The sequence below is a fragment of the Bacteroides sp. A1C1 genome (assembly GCF_004328515.1).
Lineage (GTDB): Bacteria > Bacteroidota > Bacteroidia > Bacteroidales > Bacteroidaceae > Bacteroides > Bacteroides uniformis.
In genome coordinates, this window is sequence record NZ_CP036491.1 from 673,954 (window position 1) to 692,556 (window position 18,603).

The following is an 18,603-nucleotide window of genomic DNA, read 5'->3' on the forward strand; positions in this document are numbered from 1 at the left end:
ATACAGACACATAACAAATCCAAGTTGTAAAACTATTTATTATATTGAGATATGTCAATATGGAGCAAGCTTATAGGAATCAAGAAAACCGAGGATAGAAACAATATCATCGGCTATAAAACCACCTCTGTACCATATAATGCCTACAATTATGCCATAGTAGATGTTGAAATAGGCTTGAAAGACCACAGAATCCATGATATAGGAGCCCTCAAGCATGATGACACGACATTTCATAAAACCTCAAAAGAAGAACTATTCATTTTCTTAAACGACATAGACTACATCTGCGGACACAATATCGTTCACCATGATGCTAAATACCTGTTTACGGACAAAATTTGCCGCTGGATTTTAGTTGATACACTTTATGTTTCGCCTTTACTGTTCCCTGAACACCCTTACCACAGGCTTGTGAAAGATGATAAACTGATGAGCGAACAGATGAACAATCCGGTGAACGATTGCAAGAAAGCAAAAGACTTATTACTGGATGAAATAGCATGCTGGCATTCATTACCAAAAGAAAAGCGTATACTATTCGCATCGTTGCTGAAGGACAAGAAAGAATTTGAAGGATTTCTCAATATGGTAAGTGCGGAGTATATTCATAAAGGAATACCTGAACTTATTAAAGAACTTTATGCCGGAAAAATTTGCCAACATGCCGACCTTGACATGCTCACCAATCAATACCCATGCGGATTGGCATACGCTTTGGCTCTGATTGACACCACCGATTACCGCTCCATCACTCCCGGATGGGTACTTTATAATTATCCGGAAGTGGAATTTATCGTAAAACTCTTGCGACACACTACTTGCAAAGAAGGCTGCGACTACTGCCATACGCAATTGGATGTGCTCCATAACCTAAAAATATTTTTCGGATATGAGCGCTTCCGGACATACGAAGGCGAGCCACTGCAAGAACGTGCTGCCCAAGCTGCGGTAAAAGGGGAATCGCTACTGGCGATATTTCCTACCGGCGGCGGCAAATCACTTACTTTCCAATTGCCCGCACTCATGGCTGGGCACTCCGTGCACGGGCTTACGGTAGTCATCTCCCCCTTGCAGTCCTTGATGAAAGACCAGGTAGACAACCTTGCCGACAGAGGCATCACGGATGCCGTAACCATAAATGGGATGTTAGACCCCATCACAAGATCACTGTCCATACAAAGAGTACAAGACGGAGAAGCCTCGTTGTTGTATATCTCTCCCGAAATGCTCCGTTCAAAAACAATCGAGAAAATATTGATGGCGCGCCACGTTGTAAGGTTTGTGATAGACGAAGCGCACTGCTTTTCTTCATGGGGGCAGGATTTCAGGGTTGACTATCTCTACATTGGCAAATTCATCCAAAAATACCAGCAAAAGAAAAAATGCAAAACCCCGATACCTGTATCCTGTTTCACGGCCACGGCAAAACAGAAAGTAATCCAAGACATCTGTGACTATTTCAAGCAGACTTCGGATTTGAACTTGGAATTATTCGCATCAACGGCCTCAAGAACGAATCTGCACTATTCCGTCATACATGTAGAGAATGACAATGATAAATATTTAAAACTGAGAGAACTTGTAGCAGAAGCCGATTGTCCGACAATTGTTTACGTATCACGCACCAAACGGACAAAGGAAGTGGCTGCAAAACTGACTCGCGACGGTTACAAGGCACTCCCTTTCAATGGGAAAATGGAAGCCGATGAAAAAATTGCCAACCAAGATGCTTTTATGAACGATCAGGTACACATCATTGTGGCCACATCCGCATTTGGCATGGGAGTCGACAAGAAAGATGTCGGTCTTGTGGTACATTATGATATTTCCGATTCGCTGGAGAATTATGTTCAAGAAGCAGGCAGAGCAGGTCGTGATCCCGGTCTTAGCGCACGTTGTTATGTGCTTTATAGTGACAATGATTTGGACAAGCATTTTATATTGCTAAACCAAACGAAACTTAGCATTAGCGAAATACAACAGGTATGGAAAGCCGTCAAAGACCTTACCAAATACCGTATGAAAGTCAACTGTTCTGCGTTGGAAATTGCCCGGCAAGCAGGATGGGATGATTCGGTATCTGACATTGAGACCCGTGTACGGACAGCATTAGCAGCTTTGGAACAAAGCGGATACTTGGTAAGAGGAAACAATGTACCTCATGTATATGCCACAGGAATAACAGTAAAGAATATGGACGAAGCTAGAGAACGCATATCAACATCACTACTTTTTGGCAACGATGAAATAGAAAAGGCAGTCCGTATCATCAAGTCATTGATTTCTCAAAAACATATCGCTAAGGCTCAGGACTCGGAAGCAGAATCACGAATCGACTATCTGGCAGATATTTTGGGACTAAGCAAAAGAGATGTTATATCTGTAGTGGAGCGCATGCGACAGGAAGGCATATTGGCAGACAGCAAAGATATATCTGCCTATTTGCAGGATGCAGGTGATTCGGAACGAAAGTCGCAAATGCTCCTCGAACGCTTTGCAAAACTTGAACAATACATTCTCAACCATATTCCCGATGAGTCTTTACGAATATCATACAAGCAACTGAATGAGAATGCCGTAAACGACGGAATCAACACATCCAAAGAAAAAGACATTCGGACGTTACTCTATTTTCTCACCGTCAAGGGATATACGCGTAAAAAAGAAGATGCGGCCCGTAACATGGAGATAAGTCGTCAGGCAGACATGGAATCCACCATCAGGCGATTTGAAAAACGATTGGAAATAAGTCGCTTTGCTGTAGAATGGCTATACAAACTAGCTTTTGATGCAGAAAAAAAGAATGTATCCGACAAAGCCATCCAGTTCTCCATAGTAGAGCTTCTGAACCGAATAAAATCAAGTTCCCAATCTCTTTTTGGTGGACTTGATGACATTCAATTGGAAGACGTGGAGGAAGCACTTCTATATTTATCGAAAATCGGTGCGCTAAAACTTGAAGGCGGCTTTTTGGTACTTTACAACGCCATGAATATCCAAAGAATAAAAGACAATAAGTCGAGATACAAGCAAGACGATTACCGAATGCTGAACGAATTCTACAAACTGAAAATCCAACAAGTGCATATTGTGGGGGAATATGCCAATCTGATGGTGAGAGATTATCATGCAGCCTTGCAATATGTTCAAGACTATTTCCAAATGGACTACAAGAAATTTGTCACAAAATATTTCAAAGGAGACAGAACAAGCGAGATACAACGTAACTTGACGCCACAGAAATACAATCAATTGTTTGGACAATTATCCAAACGGCAAATGGAAATTATTTCCGATAAGGATTCACGTTGTATTGTAGTTGCGGCAGGTCCCGGTAGTGGAAAAACACGAGTGTTAGTCCACAAACTGGCTTCACTCCTACTACTTGAAGACGTAAAACACGAACAGCTACTGATGCTGACATTTTCAAGGGCAGCCGCTACGGAGTTCAAACAACGGCTTATGGAGTTGATAGGCAATGCAGCCCATTTTGTCGAAATAAAAACATTCCACTCCTATTGCTTCGATCTCCTGGGACGGATAGGAAATCTTGAAGATTCAAAGAATGTCGTTTCAAAGGCAGCCGAGATGATATGTCAAGAAGAAGTAGAACCGAACAAAATCGGTAAGACAGTATTGGTTATAGACGAAGCCCAGGACATGGGAACAGAAGAACACGCACTTGTAAAGGCTCTGATGACCAACAATGAAGAAATGCGTGTGATAGCAGTGGGAGACGATGACCAAAACATCTATGAATTCCGAGGTTCCGATTCTGATTATATGTACCGGCTGGCGCAAGAAACCGGAAGTACATTTGTCGAAATGACCGAGAATTACCGCAGTGCTCGCCAGCCGGTTGATTTTGCCAACGGATTCTTAAAAACTATCAATAAAAGAATAAAAAGTACACCTATCATCTCTATGAGAAAAGAGAAAGGTTGGGTGGAAGTGATACGTCATCATTCAACATATATGTATCAGCCGCTTGTCGAAAACTTACTTCAACACAAGGACAAAGGCACTTCGTGTGTACTCACCCAAACAAACGAAGAGGCTGTCATCTTGATAGCCCTCCTGCGAAAACATGGTATAAACAGTAAACTGATACAATCAATGGACGGTTTACGTTTTTGGAACATGGCGGAAATGAGATACTTCCTGAAGTATATAGACAAACGGATAAAAACACCTCTAATCACAGAAGAACTATGGGAAGAAGCCAAACATGCAACCTTTTCTATTTATGACAGAAGTCTAGGTTTGATGTATGTGAAGCGATGTGTGGAACAGTTTGAACAAACCAACAAGACAAAATATTTCAGTGACTTCAAAGAATTTGCATTTGAGTCGTCAGTGGAAGACTTCTGCGACACATCAGGCACCGATGTTGTGGTATCAACCATCCACAAGGCTAAAGGCAGGGAATTTGATGACGTATATATGCTCATATCTGACAGCTATGTAAAGGATATCCATCTGATGCGTCGATACTACGTAGGAATAACTCGTGCAAAAAACAGACTATTCATACATACAAACGGCGATTGCTTCAATCATTTAAGTGTAAACCAATATCTCATTGACCAACGACAATATGATATGCCTGAAGAAATTATACTACAGCTCTCTCACAAAGATGTCAATTTGAGATTCTTCAAAGAACGGAAGCAAGAGGTCTTAGCACTGAGAGGGGGAGATTCATTAATTTACAGTGATTTCTTTTTGTACAGTTCATCGACCGATAAACCTATAGCAAAATTATCATCAAGAATGCAGGGCACGTTATCTGAATGGGAACAAAGAGGTTATAAGGTGAAATCTGCATCTGTACGGTTTGTTGTGGCATGGAAGCCCAAAGATGCACCAAAAGATGAAACGGAAACGGCTGTTCTTTTAGCAGACTTGATACTTTCTTTGTAAGTTAAAGCACTTGAAATTATCATATTATCATTACCTTTGTGATACGAATAATGCAAATACATAACAATACATTGATAACGGAATGCTCAGCTTACGATTTCAAGGAAATGTTGGAACATAAGAAAGTGAAGTCATGGCTTAAATCCGTGTCGGCTTTTGCCAATACGGACGGTGGCAGTTTGTTCTATGGAGTGAATGATGACGGCGTAATTGTAGGGTTGGAGAATCCACAAGCCGATGCTGATTTTATCAGTGAAATGATAAAGGCACGACTTGACCCAGTACCAGAGGTACAACTTATTCCGATTGAACACGAAGGACATACTTTGATTGAAGTGAAAGTAAAGGCAGGAACACTTACACCTTATTATTATTATCAAGACGGAACACGTACAGCTTATACACGAGTTGGCAATGAAAGCGTGGAATGTAATTCTCAACAACTTCTTTCATTGGTATTGAAAGGTACGCACATGACATGGGATTCACTGCCTACCCAAGTGAATGCCAGCAAACATTCTTTCATCATCCTTCCAATACTTTCCGTGAGCAAACCCATCAAGAATGGAATGACAAGTATCTGGAATCATTTGGACTAGTAACTCCTGACGGTAAACTGACTAATGCCGGATTGTTGTTTGTGGATAATTGCACTGTATTTCAATCACGTATTTTCTGTACTCGTTGGACTGGACTCTATAAGGATGATGCCATCAGTTCCGTGGAACATCGGGCTAACCTTGTATTGCTCTTAAAATATGGTATGGACTTCATTAAGAACTATACCATGAGCGGATGGGTAAAGATGCCAAACTATCGCTTGAACCTTCCCGACTATTCCGACCGGGCCATCTTTGAAGGATTGGTAAACCACCTTATCCATTGGGATTACACTGTAATGGGCGGTGAAGTGCATATCAACATTTACGATGACCGAGTAGAACTAGTGTTACCAGGTGCAATACTTGACGGTACACAGATTCAAGACCGAGATATATACAAAGTGCCGTCCATGCGCCGCAACCCCGTCATTGCGGATGTATTTACACAATTGGACTACATGGAGAAACGTGGCTCCGGTTTACGCAAAATGCGGGAACTTACGGAGAAGCTGCCTAATTTCCTGCAAGGCAAAGAACCGCAATATCAAACGGAAGCGATTTCTTTCTACACCACATTCTATAATTTGAACTGGGGCGAAAACGGAAGAATACCTATGGAAGAAGTAGCCAACAGGGTAAACAGTACCCTTGAAAAGTACCTTGAAAACGAAGGAAGTTCGGTGGAAAAGTTCGGTGATACGCAAGAAAGTTCGGAGAAAGGTTCGGAGATTCGAAAAACAAATCTAAAAGTATTGGGAAAACCGCACAAAAGATTATTGATTTCGTCATTTCCGACCCGTCAATGTCTACAGAAACAATGGCCTATAAAATAGGAATAAGCTCCCGAGCCGTAGAAAAACATATTTCCAAGTTACGTTCTATGGGTATTTTGTCTCGTGAAGGAGCAGACCATGATGGCTATTGGCGCATTATTGTTAAACCATAAACTGAATAATAAACCGATGGGAACATCTTTCATACCACTCAGTGCAATAATTGCCGTTTTAATTATCGCCTTTTTGTTTGCCTCCCTACCACATGTAAATCATAAAACGCGATACAGAGTGCTTCATAACGACTTATATAATTTATCAATTTCAGATTTGGGAACATAAACATAGTTACCGATTTGGCGTGTAGGAATAGAATGACGGCGTATGTGCTTAAATACACTGCAGTCATTGATATGGAATTTCTTTGCGATCTCTCCGATGGTGTAACAATCTTTGGGTTCAAAGGACAATGCCTCCTTTTTTCTCTTTCTACTCCCTGCCTTTGTTTTGAAGTGTTCATCCATATACTACCGACTAAGGCGTATCAGACGCTGACCCAAATTGTATGACGGTATCAAGCCTTGCCGTATCATACGATAAAGAACGTCTTTACTAATTCCGTAAATCAGCATAGCTTCCTTTACGGTTAGATACCCCTTACTGGATGGCATTCATCTAATCAGTACTTGACGTATCGCCTCTTTCTCTTTTGCGATTTGCCTTTTCTTATACGCCCTCTTGGAACAAGCCGGACAACAATACTTCGACACTAATGTGGGAGGAGTAAATATTTTACCACACTCCTCGCAACTTCTTTGAATGGTGTAATTTCCTCTTGGCATATTCTTCTCGTTTTAAATGGTTTATATCAATTTAAGTTGTACCTTATCGCCAAATAAGACGTGTCGCAAACATGTCGCAAATAAGAGATAAAAAAGCCCATAGAAAACACATAGCAACCATGAACCCCATAAACGCAAAAAACGTGCAACTCATTGAGCTGCACGCTTTTGCTTATTGTTTATTATCTGTTTCCTTATCGGAATCATTTGACTTCCTCAAAGTCAGCATCCTGCACATTATCGCCATGCTTTGTATTATCCTGAGCACCGCCTTGTTGCCCTGCATTCATATCAGGACCAGCTTGTGCACCACCCTGAGCACCGCTCTGGGCATACATTTCAGCACTTGCAGCCTGGAATGCCGTATTCAATTCGGCCATGGCAGAGTCTACGGTAGCCAGGTCTTGAGCCTTATGGGCATCTTTCAGCTTCTGCAAAGCAGCTTCAATCGGAGCCTTCTTGTCGGCAGGGAGCTTGTCGCCGAGTTCCTTCAACTGATTTTCGGTTTGGAAAATCATAGAATCGGCCTGGTTCAGCTTGTCTACTTTCTCACGCTCTTTCTTATCTGCTTCAGCATTGGCTTCGGCTTCGGCTTTCATCTTTTCGATTTCTTCCTTGCTCAAACCGCTGGAAGCTTCGATACGGATAGCTTGTTCCTTACCGGTAGCCTTATCTTTGGCAGACACCTTCAAGATACCGTTGGCGTCGATATCGAACGTTACCTCAATCTGAGGAATACCGCGACGTGCCGGAGCAATACCTGTCAGGTTGAACTGGCCGATTGACTTGTTCTGCGCAGCCATCGGACGCTCACCCTGCAATACATGGATGGTAACCTCCGTTTGGTTGTCGGCAGCAGTAGAGAATGTCTCGCTCTTCTTGCAGGGGATGGTAGTGTTGGCATCAATCAGCTTCGTCATCACACCGCCCATAGTTTCGATACCCATAGAAAGCGGAGTAACATCCAACAATACAACGCCCTTGATTTCGTCCGTCAAAACGGCACCTTGCACGGCAGCACCTACGGCCACCACCTCATCCGGATTCACACCCTTGGAAGGAACTTTACCGAAGAAATCTTCTACCAACTTCTGTACTGCCGGAATACGTGAAGAACCACCTACAAGGATTACTTCATCGATGTCCGCATTGTTCAGACCAGCATCGCTCATAGCCTTCTTACATGGCTCCAAACAAGCTTGAATCAAGTTGTGAGCCAGAGCCTCGAACTTGGCACGGGTCAACGTCTTCACCAAGTGCTTGGGCACACCGCCTACGGGCATGATGTACGGCAAGTTGATTTCAGTGCTGGTAGAAGAGGACAGCTCAATCTTAGCCTTCTCGGCAGCTTCCTTCAGACGTTGCATAGCCATCGGGTCTTGAGTCAGGTCGGCACCTTCGTCGTTCTTGAACTCCTGAACCAGCCAGTCGATGATTACCTGGTCGAAATCGTCACCACCCAGGTGAGTGTCACCGTTGGTTGACAATACTTCGAACACACCGCCACCGAATTCGAGGATAGAGATATCGAATGTACCACCACCAAGGTCGAATACGGCAACCTTCATGTCCTTGTGAGACTTGTCAATACCGTAAGCAAGAGCTGCGGCAGTCGGCTCGTTCACAATACGCTTCACTTCAAGACCTGCAATCTGTCCGGCTTCCTTTGTAGCCTGGCGTTGGGAGTCGGAGAAGTATGCGGGGACGGTAATTACGGCTTCTGTCACTTCTTGTCCCAGATAATCCTCGGCAGTCTTTTTCATCTTCTGCAGAATCATTGCAGAGATTTCCTGCGGAGTATAGAGACGTCCGTCGATGTCTACACGCGGAGTATTGTTGTCACCCTTTACTACTTTATAAGGCATGCGGCCGATTTCTTTCTGCACCTGGTCCCAGTTTTCGCCCATGAAACGTTTGATGGAGAAAACCGTACGGGTGGGGTTCGTGATAGCCTGACGCTTGGCAGGATCACCGATTTTACGTTCGCCACCATCAACAAATGCTACTACTGAAGGAGTGGTGCGCTTACCTTCACTGTTTGCAATTACTACAGGTTCGTTACCTTCGAATACTGCAACGCAAGAGTTTGTTGTTCCTAAGTCAATACCAATAATTTTTCCCATGATCGTTATTTTTTTATTTGTTATTATTCTGTTTCGACGTCCACCTCAGTGGCAGACGCCAATAAAAAGACAAACGTTGTGCCAAATTGTTCAGAGCAGCCGCAGATTTATACTTGTGGCAGTTTATCTGTCAGTTTGGCAGAATTAAAATCATTTTTTCTGTCGGAAATTACCATTTGTTAATTTCCATTCCATTCAAAAGCTCTACTTTTGTCGCCCGAATCAGAGATAATAAAACATGAACAACATTAATCATTTTCCTTGCATACCTTTAACCGTTCCTCCATGGAGGAAATATTGTTCCACCGTGGAGAAAATATCATTCCACCACGAGGGAAATATCGTTCCACCATGGTGGAACGATTAAGGATTAGTTAACATTGGGCTTAATCGCAGCACGGAAATGATTGTTTTTCACATATAAAGAAATAAATAAGATGAGTATGGAAAAGATGAGAGACAGTATCGACTTCAAGAACACGGACATCAAGACATTGTTCCGCAAACTATTGCTCCCTACTGTACTGGGGATGATTTTCTCCGCACTATTCGTTATCACCGACGGCATCTTTGTCGGAAAAGGAATTGGCAGTGATGCTTTGGCGGCGGTCAACATTGTGGCACCGCTATGGTTGTTCTCTACGGGTGTGGGACTTATGTTCGGAGTCGGTGCCTCTGTGGTGGCCTCCATTCATCTGTCACACGGGAAAGTCAAGGTGGCACGTATCAACATCACACAGTCTGTAGTCATATCTTCCTTGCTGCTGATGTGTACCTCCACCCTATTCTGTTCATTTGCCCCGCAGGTGGTAAAGCTGCTCGGAGGGTCCGAACGGCTCACGCCATTGGCTGTGGAATACATGCTTTGGTTTGTGCCTTTCTCTCTGTTCACAGCATTACTCAATTCGGGTATGTTTTTTCTGAGGCTGGACGGTTCGCCCAACTTTGCCATGATGTGCAATGTGGTGGCTGCAGTTCTGAACATCCTATTGGATTATCTGTTCATCTTCCCCTTTGACTGGGGGATGTTCGGTGCCGCATTGGCAAGTGCTATAGGCACTACGGTAGGCGCATTGATGGTAGTATTCTATCTACTGCGCCGCCGGTGCACACTGCGCTTCCACCCCATTAAGATGAGCCGGAAAAGCATGCAACTGATGCGCCGCAACATTGGCTATATGTGCCGCTTGGGTTCTTCCGCCTTCTTGTGCGAGGTGGCGATTGCCTGCATGATGTTTGTCGGCAACCAGGTGTTCATCCATTATCTGAAGGAAGACGGAGTGGCGGCATTCAGCATCGCCTGCTATTTCTTTCCTATTATATTTATGGTATATAATGCCATTGCGCAGTCGGCACAGCCGATTATCAGTTATAACTACGGCCTGAACGAAAGCCAACGTGTCCGCCGCGCCTACTTGCTGGCATTGAAAACAGCCATAGGCTGCGGTGTATGTTTTGCCCTGGTCACAATATTCTGCAGTCCTGAAATTGTAGGCATGTTCATAGACCGCAGTTATCCGGCTTATGACATAGCGGTAAAAGGGTTGCCTTTGTATGCCACCGGCTTCGTGTTCTTTGCTGTTAACATCGTATCCATCGGCTATTTCCAGAGTGTGGAGCGTGCCAAATGCGCCACAGTTATCACCCTGCTGCGTGGTTTTATTCTGCTGACAGCCTGCTTTTTCGGATTGCCCCTGCTATTGGGAGACCGGGGAATCTGGCTTGCCACCCCTCTTGCAGAAATGCTGACAACCCTCTTTATCCTCGTGATTTACATATCCGGGAAAAGGAAGCATAAAGAAAAATCCGTATCTTTAGACAAGACAGGCTGCACCCCGACATGACTTTTTCATGCAAGCGTAAAAGTTATGTCTTCAGTTTGCACTATCTTTGCGGCATGGAAACTATGACAAAGAAATTCTGCAAGAAGTATAAACTACCGGAAAACACTTTGCACGAACTTCTGTCACACATGGCAGAAGTTCGTTTCAGCAAGGGAGAACTCATTATCAGCGAAGGGGAGAGGAACAGCAATTTCTATCTTTTGAAGAAAGGTATCTGGCGCGCCTACTACCTGACAGAGGGTACGGAAAACTCCCTTTGGTTCGCCGCACCGGGCGACACAGCTTTCTCATCGTGGGGATATGTGGACGGCGAAGTTTCCCCCATCAACATCGAATCAGTGAACGAGAGCATCGCCTATTGTATCAGTAAGCCTGAGCTGGAAGCCCTTTTTTCGTATTCCATAGATATGGCCAACTTCGGCAGAAGAATCTTTGAACGGGAAATTCTGTCGGTAGACAGTTCTACAGTAGCCTACGGTACCCCTCCCACTGCAAAAGAAAGGTACATGACGCTGATGGAAGAGAATCCGGAACTGCTACAGGATGTACCGCTCAAGTATCTGGCTTCTTACCTCTACATCACTCCGCAATCCTTGAGCCGGATACGCGCAGGATTAAAGAAAAAGTAAAAGACTATTTTATATCAAGATACAAAAAAGGCTCCTAGCAGATTATTGCTGTAAGAGCCTTTATTATTTCAACCTATCTTGTCAGTTCTTCACCAACACCATCACCAGGTTATTGTCAGCATCGTACAGCCCGATGCCTCCACCTGCCAGCTTACCAAAAGACTGAACGGAATTTAAGGCTTTCAGCACACGGCCTTCCACCTCCATATCAGGGCATGCCATCATGGTACTGATAACTTGCGGGAAAGAGATTGCCGAAGGATTTTCATCATCAACCTGGAAAGCGCCGTTAATCAAATTGCAACCCGCATTACCGTGCAAGCTCTTTTCTGCAATATTAAATTCAATGAACGGCTGCTTCTCCATTCCATCGGGAATGGCCTCGCCCGCAGCCTCACTAATTATCCACTTTCCTTCCAAATCAGACAACTTGGAAACGGATTCTTTCTTCTGCAACACGACTATGGGACGATTGGAAGCACCGCATAAAGCTATATTTTCCTTTCCCAGCTTCTTATACTTTTTCACTTTGTTCAAAGCCGACAACACATTATTTTCTACAGTCATATCCGGACAAGCCATACGGGTACTTGCTAAAGCGCCAAGGTCAATCGTGCCGGGCTTGGCATTCACGTCAAACGAACCCATCATACGGTTGCAACCACTATTGCCAAATACTTTTCCAGCCTTTGTGTCGAAACCGATATAGGGAAATTCCTGGCCAGGAGCAGGGACTACGGCGGTGCCATTCACTTCAATAATATTCCACTCACCGTTGATAGAAGAAAGAGTTGCGGCATTTTTAGTTGATGCACAAGAAGACAAGCCCATCAATACGCTTGCCATGCATAGGGAAACAAATACTTTTTTCATTTTCGTTGTTTAAGTTAATTTATTCGAGGGGCAAATATATAGAAAATAACCCAAATGCAAGTAATTTATTTAATATTTGAAGCATTTTTCCCAAAGTATTTAGCAGGATTTTAATGTTTATCTAAGAATTAACCCTTATATTTGCTCTCCATATTTTTTATAAACTTAATATAATAATATAGTAGAAAGAAATGGGTAAAGTTCTTATTATCGGTGCAGGCGGTGTAGGTACCGTTGTTGCGCACAAAGTGGCTCAAAATCCTGATGTGTTTACAGAAATCATGATAGCCAGCCGCACCAAGTCTAAATGTGACGCTGTTGTCAAGGCAATCGGTAACCCGAACATCAAAACCGCCCAGGTAGATGCCGACAACGTGGACGAACTGGTAGCACTCTTCAATAGTTTCAAACCCGAAATCGTCATCAACGTAGCCCTCCCCTACCAAGACCTCACCATCATGGAGGCTTGTCTGCAAAGTGGAGTCAACTATCTGGATACTGCCAATTATGAGCCGAAAGATGTTGCCCACTTTGAATACAGTTGGCAATGGGCTTATAAGAAACGCTTCGAAGATGCCGGACTGACCGCCATCCTCGGTTGCGGTTTCGACCCGGGAGTAAGTGGAATATATACGGCATACGCCGCCAAACATCATTTTGACGAAATACAATATCTGGACATTGTAGACTGTAATGCCGGAAATCATCATAAAGCATTCGCCACCAACTTCAATCCGGAAATCAACATCCGTGAGATTACACAGAACGGCCGCTATTATGAAAACGGAGAATGGGTAACAACCAAGCCGCTGGAAATCCACAAAGACCTGACTTATCCGAACATCGGCCCACGCGATTCCTACCTACTTTATCACGAGGAACTGGAGTCTCTGGTAAAGAATTTCCCCACTATCAAGCGTGCACGCTTCTGGATGACGTTTGGCCAGGAATACCTCACACACCTGCGTGTCATCCAAAATATCGGTATGGCCCGCATAGACGAAGTGGAATATAACGGCATGAAGATTGTTCCGCTGCAATTCCTGAAAGCCGTCCTCCCCAACCCGCAAGACCTGGGCGAAAACTACGAAGGCGAAACATCCATCGGCTGCCGCATCCGCGGACTAAAGGATGGCAAAGAGCGTACTTACTATGTATATAACAACTGTAGCCACCAAGAAGCCTATAAGGAAACCGGCATGCAGGGCGTAAGCTATACCACCGGTGTACCTGCCATGATTGGTGCCATGATGTTCCTCAAAGGATTGTGGAAAAAGCCAGGGGTATGGAATGTCGAGGAATTCAATCCGGACCCGTTCATGGAACAGCTCAACAAACAAGGCCTGCCTTGGCATGAGATTATCGACGGAGACTTGGAAGTTTGAAATTAACCATTAATCATTATCCATTAATCACTAATCATTAAACATTAACAAAGTGAATATAGGAGATAAAGCACCCGAAGTATTGGGCATCAACGAAAAAGGTGAAGAAATCCGCTTGAGCGACTATAAGGGAAAGAAGATTGTACTCTACTTCTATCCCAAAGACATGACATCCGGCTGCACGGCACAAGCCTGCAACCTGCGGGATAATTATGCCGACCTGCGCAAAGCCGGTTATGAAGTCATCGGCGTCAGTGTGGACAGCGAAAAGTCACACCAGAAATTTATTGAGAAAAACAATCTGCCTTTTACCCTGATTGCAGACACCGACAAGAAGCTGGTAGAACAATTCGGAGTATGGGGCGAAAAAAGCATGTATGGCCGCAAATATATGGGAACGTTCCGCACAACTTTCATCATTAATGAAGAAGGTATTGTAGAGCGTATCATCACTCCGAAAGAAGTGAAGACCAAAGACCATGCGGCACAAATTTTATAATCATTAAACATTAACAACGTGGCAAAAAAAGACGAACTGAATTTTGAAAATGGCAACAATCTGGCATCAGGTGAAAAGCTGAAAGCCTTGCAGGCTGCCATGGACAAGATAGAAAAGAGCTTTGGCAAAGGCTCTATCATGAAAATGGGTGACGAAAGTGTCGAACAAGTAGAAGTTATTCCCACAGGGTCCATCGGCCTCAATGTAGCTCTTGGCGTGGGAGGATATCCCCGCGGACGTATCATCGAGATTTACGGCCCGGAATCCTCCGGTAAGACAACCCTCGCCATTCATGCCATTGCTGAAGCGCAAAAGGCAGGAGGCATTGCCGCATTCATTGATGCAGAACATGCTTTCGACCGCTTCTATGCGGCAAAACTGGGTGTGGATGTGGACAATCTGCTGATATCACAACCGGACAACGGCGAACAAGCGCTGGAAATCGCAGAGCAACTGATCCGTTCTTCCGCTATTGACATCATTGTAGTGGACTCTGTGGCTGCCTTAACCCCGAAAGCTGAAATTGAAGGCGATATGGGTGACAACAAGGTGGGTCTGCAAGCCCGACTCATGTCACAAGCCTTGCGTAAACTGACGGCAGCTGTCAGCAAAACACGCACCACCTGCATCTTCATCAACCAGTTGCGCGAAAAAATCGGTGTCATGTTCGGCAATCCCGAAACAACTACCGGCGGTAATGCACTGAAGTTCTATGCCTCCGTACGTCTTGACATCCGTGGAAGCCAAGCCATCAAAAACGGCGATGAAGTAATCGGCAAGCAGACCAAAGTGAAAGTTGTAAAGAACAAGGTAGCTCCTCCTTTCCGTAGAGCGGAATTCGACATCATGTTCGGTGAAGGCATCTCCCGTGCAGGCGAAATCATTGACTTGGGTGCAGAGCTTGGCATCATCAAGAAAAGCGGCTCATGGTTCAGCTATAACGAGACGAAAATTGCCCAGGGACGCGACGCCGCCAAGCAGGTCATCCTTGACAATCCGGAACTGGCAGAAGAGCTGGAAGGGCTTATCTTTGCAGAATTGAGAAAAGACAAATAACAAAAAAACTTGCCAATAGAATGTTTTGTTTTTCTATTGGCAAGTTTCCCTAAAAGGGTACCGCTTCCTATTCCATTTTTTCCAAACGTTCTTCCAAAGCCTCCATGCTTTTTTCAAAACGTTTCCAAGTATCGGCATCCATCTGTTCTTTCAGATACTTGTTGTCTTTCAGTTTAGCTACATTTTCCAGCCCTTTCAATGCCAGTTCTTGCGAATGCTTCAATTCTCCAAGCCAATCGCGGTTCTTCAGCTTCTCTATCTCAGCCCAGTTTATATCCGGAAGCTGTATATTCACATTGTTACCATTCCAGCTGGTATTCTGATACATCATGATATTCTGTATATCCTTCAAAGTCATATCACCTTCCAGATAAACAAATTTCAGAGTAGCTGCACCATCTACAATCATAATCAGCTCCTTCACCTTTTCCCCTTTACGGCTCATGTAGAATTCAGAACTGGAGACTGTCCCTTTCTGCTTCATCAGCAATTCATATCTGGAAGACTGCACCAAAGAACGAAGATCCTTACGCATTTCTTTCTTTACATTATTATCCATTGTAGAAAGTACCTGCACAGAGTTCAACTGTCCGGACACTTTCCCAATATAAACATCTTTAGTAAACAAGTTGGGATTCGTTTCTATCATTGCCTTGGATATGTAGACGGACGACACGCCTTTCATATCTCCATACTTGTTGAATAGGTTCTTCTGTGCCTGGCAAAGCAAAGGCAACATCAGCAGTACACCTGCCAAAATAATTTTCATTGTTTTCATATCAGATTATTGTTGAATTTCTTTTCTTACTTCCTGGTTCACCTTCGTTACGTCTATCCGCGTTTCCTCTATCTGCTCAATTCCCTTGTTCAGATTCGCAGACACCTCGATTAAAGTGGCCTGCAATGCCTTATAAGCAGCTTCCGGATCAGAGAAAGTATCCTGAGGTGTAGGAGGACGCATATCCTCTCCCATGTTCGTAATGCCATAACCTACACCTACAAGAACCAGAATGGTGGCAGCAATACCTCCTATCCAGCGCCAATTACGTTTGGCCTTGTTCCGGTGGAAAAAACGTTGTTCCTCTTCAGCCTTTTCATCAATCATCCGGCTCAGTTTATCCTCCAATCCGGCGGGAACATTATCCACCACTTTCCCGGGAAAAAAGCTGAGAAAGAGTTTCTTGTCCTTCTGCAAGTGCTCGGGCACTTCTTCGGTTCTGAAAGCTTCCTTCAACAACTCTTCTTCCTGCTCGTTGGTATTCCCTTCATAAAATTCGGCGAGCAGCCTTTCAATTTCCTCGACTTTCATAGTTACTCCATTTATTAAATTCCTCACGTATCTTTTTTCTTGCCCGGGACAACAGTACACGGACATTGGTAGCATTCAATCCCGTGACCTGCTCTATCTCTTCATAAGAACATCCCTTGACATCACGCAACGTTACTATTTTCTGCTGTTGCACCGGCAGATGGGCAATGATGTGCCTTACCTGCTGCGCTTCATCCCTCACTTCAAAGTTATCTGCTTGAGACACATTATGCACTTCGGCCAACTCCACACTCTGTCTGCTCAAAGTATACTTTCCCGAACGAAGCAAATCAAAGCACATATTTTTCACCAGAGTAACGCTGAATGCTTCCGGATTACTGATAATGGCCAGTCCTTCCCGCTTGTCCCACAACTTCAGATAAGCTTCCTGCACCAAATCTTCAGCATCGGCAGCATTCTCCAATAGTCTATAAGCTATGCAGTACAACTTGCGATGATATGGCAGAAACTCTTTTTTAAAACTTTCAGCGTCCATGGGCTATTTATCAATAGTAGATTCCTGTTTATACCCTTCAGACGTAGGGGGAAAGGATTTTGTTACACGACCAGGAAAAAAAATGGAAAAAAAATGAAAACACCAATAGCACCAGCCCAAGAGTGCGTTTATTTCAAGACATCAGCAATCCGCTTTTTAAGATTCAATTTTGCAATGTCTTCAGGCTTCAGCTCAAGCTCCACCAACACCTTCGCTGTGGAGAGTCTGTATTCCTGCTCTAACGTATCATAATTTATCTGTTCCTTATGAATGGAATACAACAAAGCAAAATCGTAGTTCAAGGCACGTGAGACATTATACAACGTATCCGTATCAATACTTTTTCTCGTAAGCATATAGTCTACACTTTGAGGCTTAACTTTCAGTCTTCGTGCAAGTTCCGCCTTGGTAACCTGCTGTTCAAGCATCACGTTCTTGATTATCTCTCCGATGTATATATTACTTTTTTCCATTTATATGAAGGTACAAATTAATCATTCATATTATAAGGAACACCAATACCAATTTGTCTGTATGTATCGTTCTTTTTATTCATAATTCGTTTGTTTTATCAAATATTTTATGATACTTTTGCAACATATTCATATAAACAAACAAATAATATCTGCTATCATGAATTTACTGACATGTATTCTCATAGCCATCCCTATCGGCATTATTTTTATTATGCTATGGATATACAATGACTACCGGAAATATAAGAAGAAAAATAAGCTGGCCATTTTGCTGTTTCTCCTATTTCCAACCACTTTATCTGCACAATACGTTGATGCAGGATGCCAAGTATCCTTTAAATGGCTGGAGAACCAAAAAGGGAAATTAGAGTATACAAAAGATGGGGTTACTTATAAGTTTATTCCAAACGACTCCCAATGGGAAATTGTAATTCGCAACAACTCTTCAGAAGATATCCGAATAAACTGGGAAAATATGCAATTCATTGTGGACGGAAGAACCTCAGAAGTCAAATACACCATACTTGCAGAAGCGGAAACTCCCTTTGCAATTATAAAAAGCCAGGCAGAAACAAGCCAAAAGATTGGTGTGACAACTTATACGGCAAATAACTCTCAAATATACAACAAGAAAGATATTCGAAAAGGAAGGAATTCCTCCATTACCATTATCCTTCCCATATCTATCGGTAAGCACCCTCAATTCTTCACCTCTTTCGACTTTATCATCAAAAAAGTGAACTAACTATGACTTCTCAAGATATAAAAAA

13 protein-coding genes and 2 pseudogenes are annotated in these 18,603 nt (G+C 43.5%); 8 read left to right on the forward strand and 7 right to left on the reverse strand.

The window, feature by feature from the left end:
- Positions 1-51 precede the first annotated feature (51 nt).
- Entirely contained in the window at positions 52-4,926 is a 4,875-nt protein-coding gene (locus EYA81_RS02995) for a RecQ family ATP-dependent DNA helicase (RefSeq protein WP_131225352.1), read from the forward strand.
- Between the two features lie 50 nt (positions 4,927-4,976).
- Positions 4,977-6,474 (forward strand): annotated as a pseudogene (locus tag EYA81_RS19415) (RNA-binding domain-containing protein).
- A 123-nt stretch (positions 6,475-6,597) separates the two neighbouring features.
- Here EYA81_RS19415 and EYA81_RS03010 read toward each other — a convergent pair.
- Positions 6,598-7,143: pseudogene (locus tag EYA81_RS03010) on the reverse strand (helix-turn-helix domain-containing protein).
- Positions 7,144-7,346: 203 nt separating this feature from the next.
- Complete coding sequence (gene dnaK / locus EYA81_RS03020) at positions 7,347-9,266, reverse strand: molecular chaperone DnaK (RefSeq protein ID WP_005831748.1); 1,920 nt, start codon at positions 9,264-9,266, stop codon at positions 7,347-7,349.
- Positions 9,267-9,709: 443 nt separating this feature from the next.
- On the opposite strand from dnaK, the gene EYA81_RS03025 reads away from it, so the two are divergent.
- Together EYA81_RS03025 and EYA81_RS03030 are read left to right on the forward strand one after the other, a co-directional pair.
- On the forward strand, positions 9,710-11,110 hold the full coding sequence (locus tag EYA81_RS03025; RefSeq protein ID WP_131225354.1) for an MATE family efflux transporter: 1,401 nt from the start codon (positions 9,710-9,712) through the stop codon (positions 11,108-11,110).
- Between the two features lie 53 nt (positions 11,111-11,163).
- The gene (locus EYA81_RS03030) at positions 11,164-11,739 is read left to right on the forward strand and encodes a Crp/Fnr family transcriptional regulator (protein ID WP_117601654.1); all 576 of its coding nucleotides are present in this window, start codon (positions 11,164-11,166) and stop codon (positions 11,737-11,739) included.
- A gap of 81 nt (positions 11,740-11,820) precedes the next feature.
- On the opposite strand, the gene EYA81_RS03035 is transcribed toward EYA81_RS03030, so the two are convergent.
- Complete coding sequence (locus tag EYA81_RS03035; RefSeq protein ID WP_117601635.1) at positions 11,821-12,612, reverse strand: META domain-containing protein; 792 nt, start codon at positions 12,610-12,612, stop codon at positions 11,821-11,823.
- Between the two features lie 191 nt (positions 12,613-12,803).
- On the opposite strand from EYA81_RS03035, the gene EYA81_RS03040 reads away from it, so the two are divergent.
- From EYA81_RS03040 to recA, 3 genes are read left to right on the forward strand one after another with little or no spacing between them, the layout of a single operon-like run.
- A complete protein-coding gene (locus EYA81_RS03040; RefSeq protein WP_016272822.1) occupies positions 12,804-13,997 on the forward strand; it encodes a saccharopine dehydrogenase family protein in 1,194 nt (397 codons plus the stop codon).
- 52 nt (positions 13,998-14,049) lie between these two features.
- A complete protein-coding gene (bcp, locus tag EYA81_RS03045; RefSeq protein ID WP_057258658.1) occupies positions 14,050-14,496 on the forward strand; it encodes a thioredoxin-dependent thiol peroxidase in 447 nt (148 codons plus the stop codon).
- 18 nt (positions 14,497-14,514) lie between these two features.
- Entirely contained in the window at positions 14,515-15,552 is a 1,038-nt protein-coding gene (gene recA / locus EYA81_RS03050) for a recombinase RecA (RefSeq protein ID WP_117601636.1), read from the forward strand.
- 67 nt (positions 15,553-15,619) lie between these two features.
- Here recA and EYA81_RS03055 read toward each other — a convergent pair whose 3' ends face one another.
- The 4 genes from EYA81_RS03055 to EYA81_RS03070 all read right to left on the reverse strand — a co-directional run bounded on the left by EYA81_RS03055 (position 15,620) and on the right by EYA81_RS03070 (position 17,830).
- Entirely contained in the window at positions 15,620-16,330 is a 711-nt protein-coding gene (locus EYA81_RS03055; RefSeq protein ID WP_117964231.1) for a DUF4252 domain-containing protein, read from the reverse strand.
- 6 nt (positions 16,331-16,336) lie between these two features.
- A complete protein-coding gene (locus tag EYA81_RS03060) occupies positions 16,337-16,861 on the reverse strand; it encodes a hypothetical protein (protein ID WP_118930882.1) in 525 nt (174 codons plus the stop codon).
- Positions 16,842-17,357, reverse strand: coding sequence for an RNA polymerase sigma factor (locus EYA81_RS03065; protein WP_117964229.1), 516 nt, complete (start codon positions 17,355-17,357; stop codon positions 16,842-16,844). The genes EYA81_RS03060 and EYA81_RS03065 overlap by 20 nt, the downstream gene beginning before the upstream one ends.
- A 128-nt stretch (positions 17,358-17,485) precedes the next feature.
- Positions 17,486-17,830, reverse strand: a complete 345-nt coding sequence (locus tag EYA81_RS03070; protein ID WP_005831772.1) for a helix-turn-helix domain-containing protein — start codon at positions 17,828-17,830, stop codon at positions 17,486-17,488.
- 160 nt (positions 17,831-17,990) lie between these two features.
- Between EYA81_RS03070 and EYA81_RS03075 the strand changes: the two genes are divergently transcribed.
- The gene (locus tag EYA81_RS03075; protein WP_119961297.1) at positions 17,991-18,578 is read left to right on the forward strand and encodes a hypothetical protein; all 588 of its coding nucleotides are present in this window, start codon (positions 17,991-17,993) and stop codon (positions 18,576-18,578) included.
- Positions 18,579-18,603: the final 25 nt, after the last annotated feature.

Excerpts from the sequence above, each read along its gene's own strand:
- EYA81_RS03030 (WP_117601654.1), top strand. The coding sequence starts at position 11,164 with ATGGAAACTATGACAAAGAAATTCTGCAAGAAGTATAAACTACCGGAA.
- EYA81_RS02995 (WP_131225352.1), top strand. The coding sequence starts at position 52 with ATGTCAATATGGAGCAAGCTTATAGGAATCAAGAAAACCGAGGATAGA.
- dnaK (WP_005831748.1), bottom strand. The coding sequence starts at position 9,266 with ATGGGAAAAATTATTGGTATTGACTTAGGAACAACAAACTCTTGCGTT.
- EYA81_RS03025 (WP_131225354.1), top strand. The coding sequence starts at position 9,710 with ATGGAAAAGATGAGAGACAGTATCGACTTCAAGAACACGGACATCAAG.
- EYA81_RS03055 (WP_117964231.1), bottom strand. The coding sequence starts at position 16,330 with ATGAAAACAATGAAAATTATTTTGGCAGGTGTACTGCTGATGTTGCCT.
- EYA81_RS03060 (WP_118930882.1), bottom strand. The coding sequence starts at position 16,861 with ATGAAAGTCGAGGAAATTGAAAGGCTGCTCGCCGAATTTTATGAAGGG.
- EYA81_RS03065 (WP_117964229.1), bottom strand. The coding sequence starts at position 17,357 with ATGGACGCTGAAAGTTTTAAAAAAGAGTTTCTGCCATATCATCGCAAG.
- EYA81_RS03075 (WP_119961297.1), top strand. The coding sequence starts at position 17,991 with ATGAATTTACTGACATGTATTCTCATAGCCATCCCTATCGGCATTATT.
- EYA81_RS03040 (WP_016272822.1), top strand. The coding sequence starts at position 12,804 with ATGGGTAAAGTTCTTATTATCGGTGCAGGCGGTGTAGGTACCGTTGTT.
- EYA81_RS03035 (WP_117601635.1), bottom strand. The coding sequence starts at position 12,612 with ATGAAAAAAGTATTTGTTTCCCTATGCATGGCAAGCGTATTGATGGGC.
- EYA81_RS03070 (WP_005831772.1), bottom strand. The coding sequence starts at position 17,830 with ATGGAAAAAAGTAATATATACATCGGAGAGATAATCAAGAACGTGATG.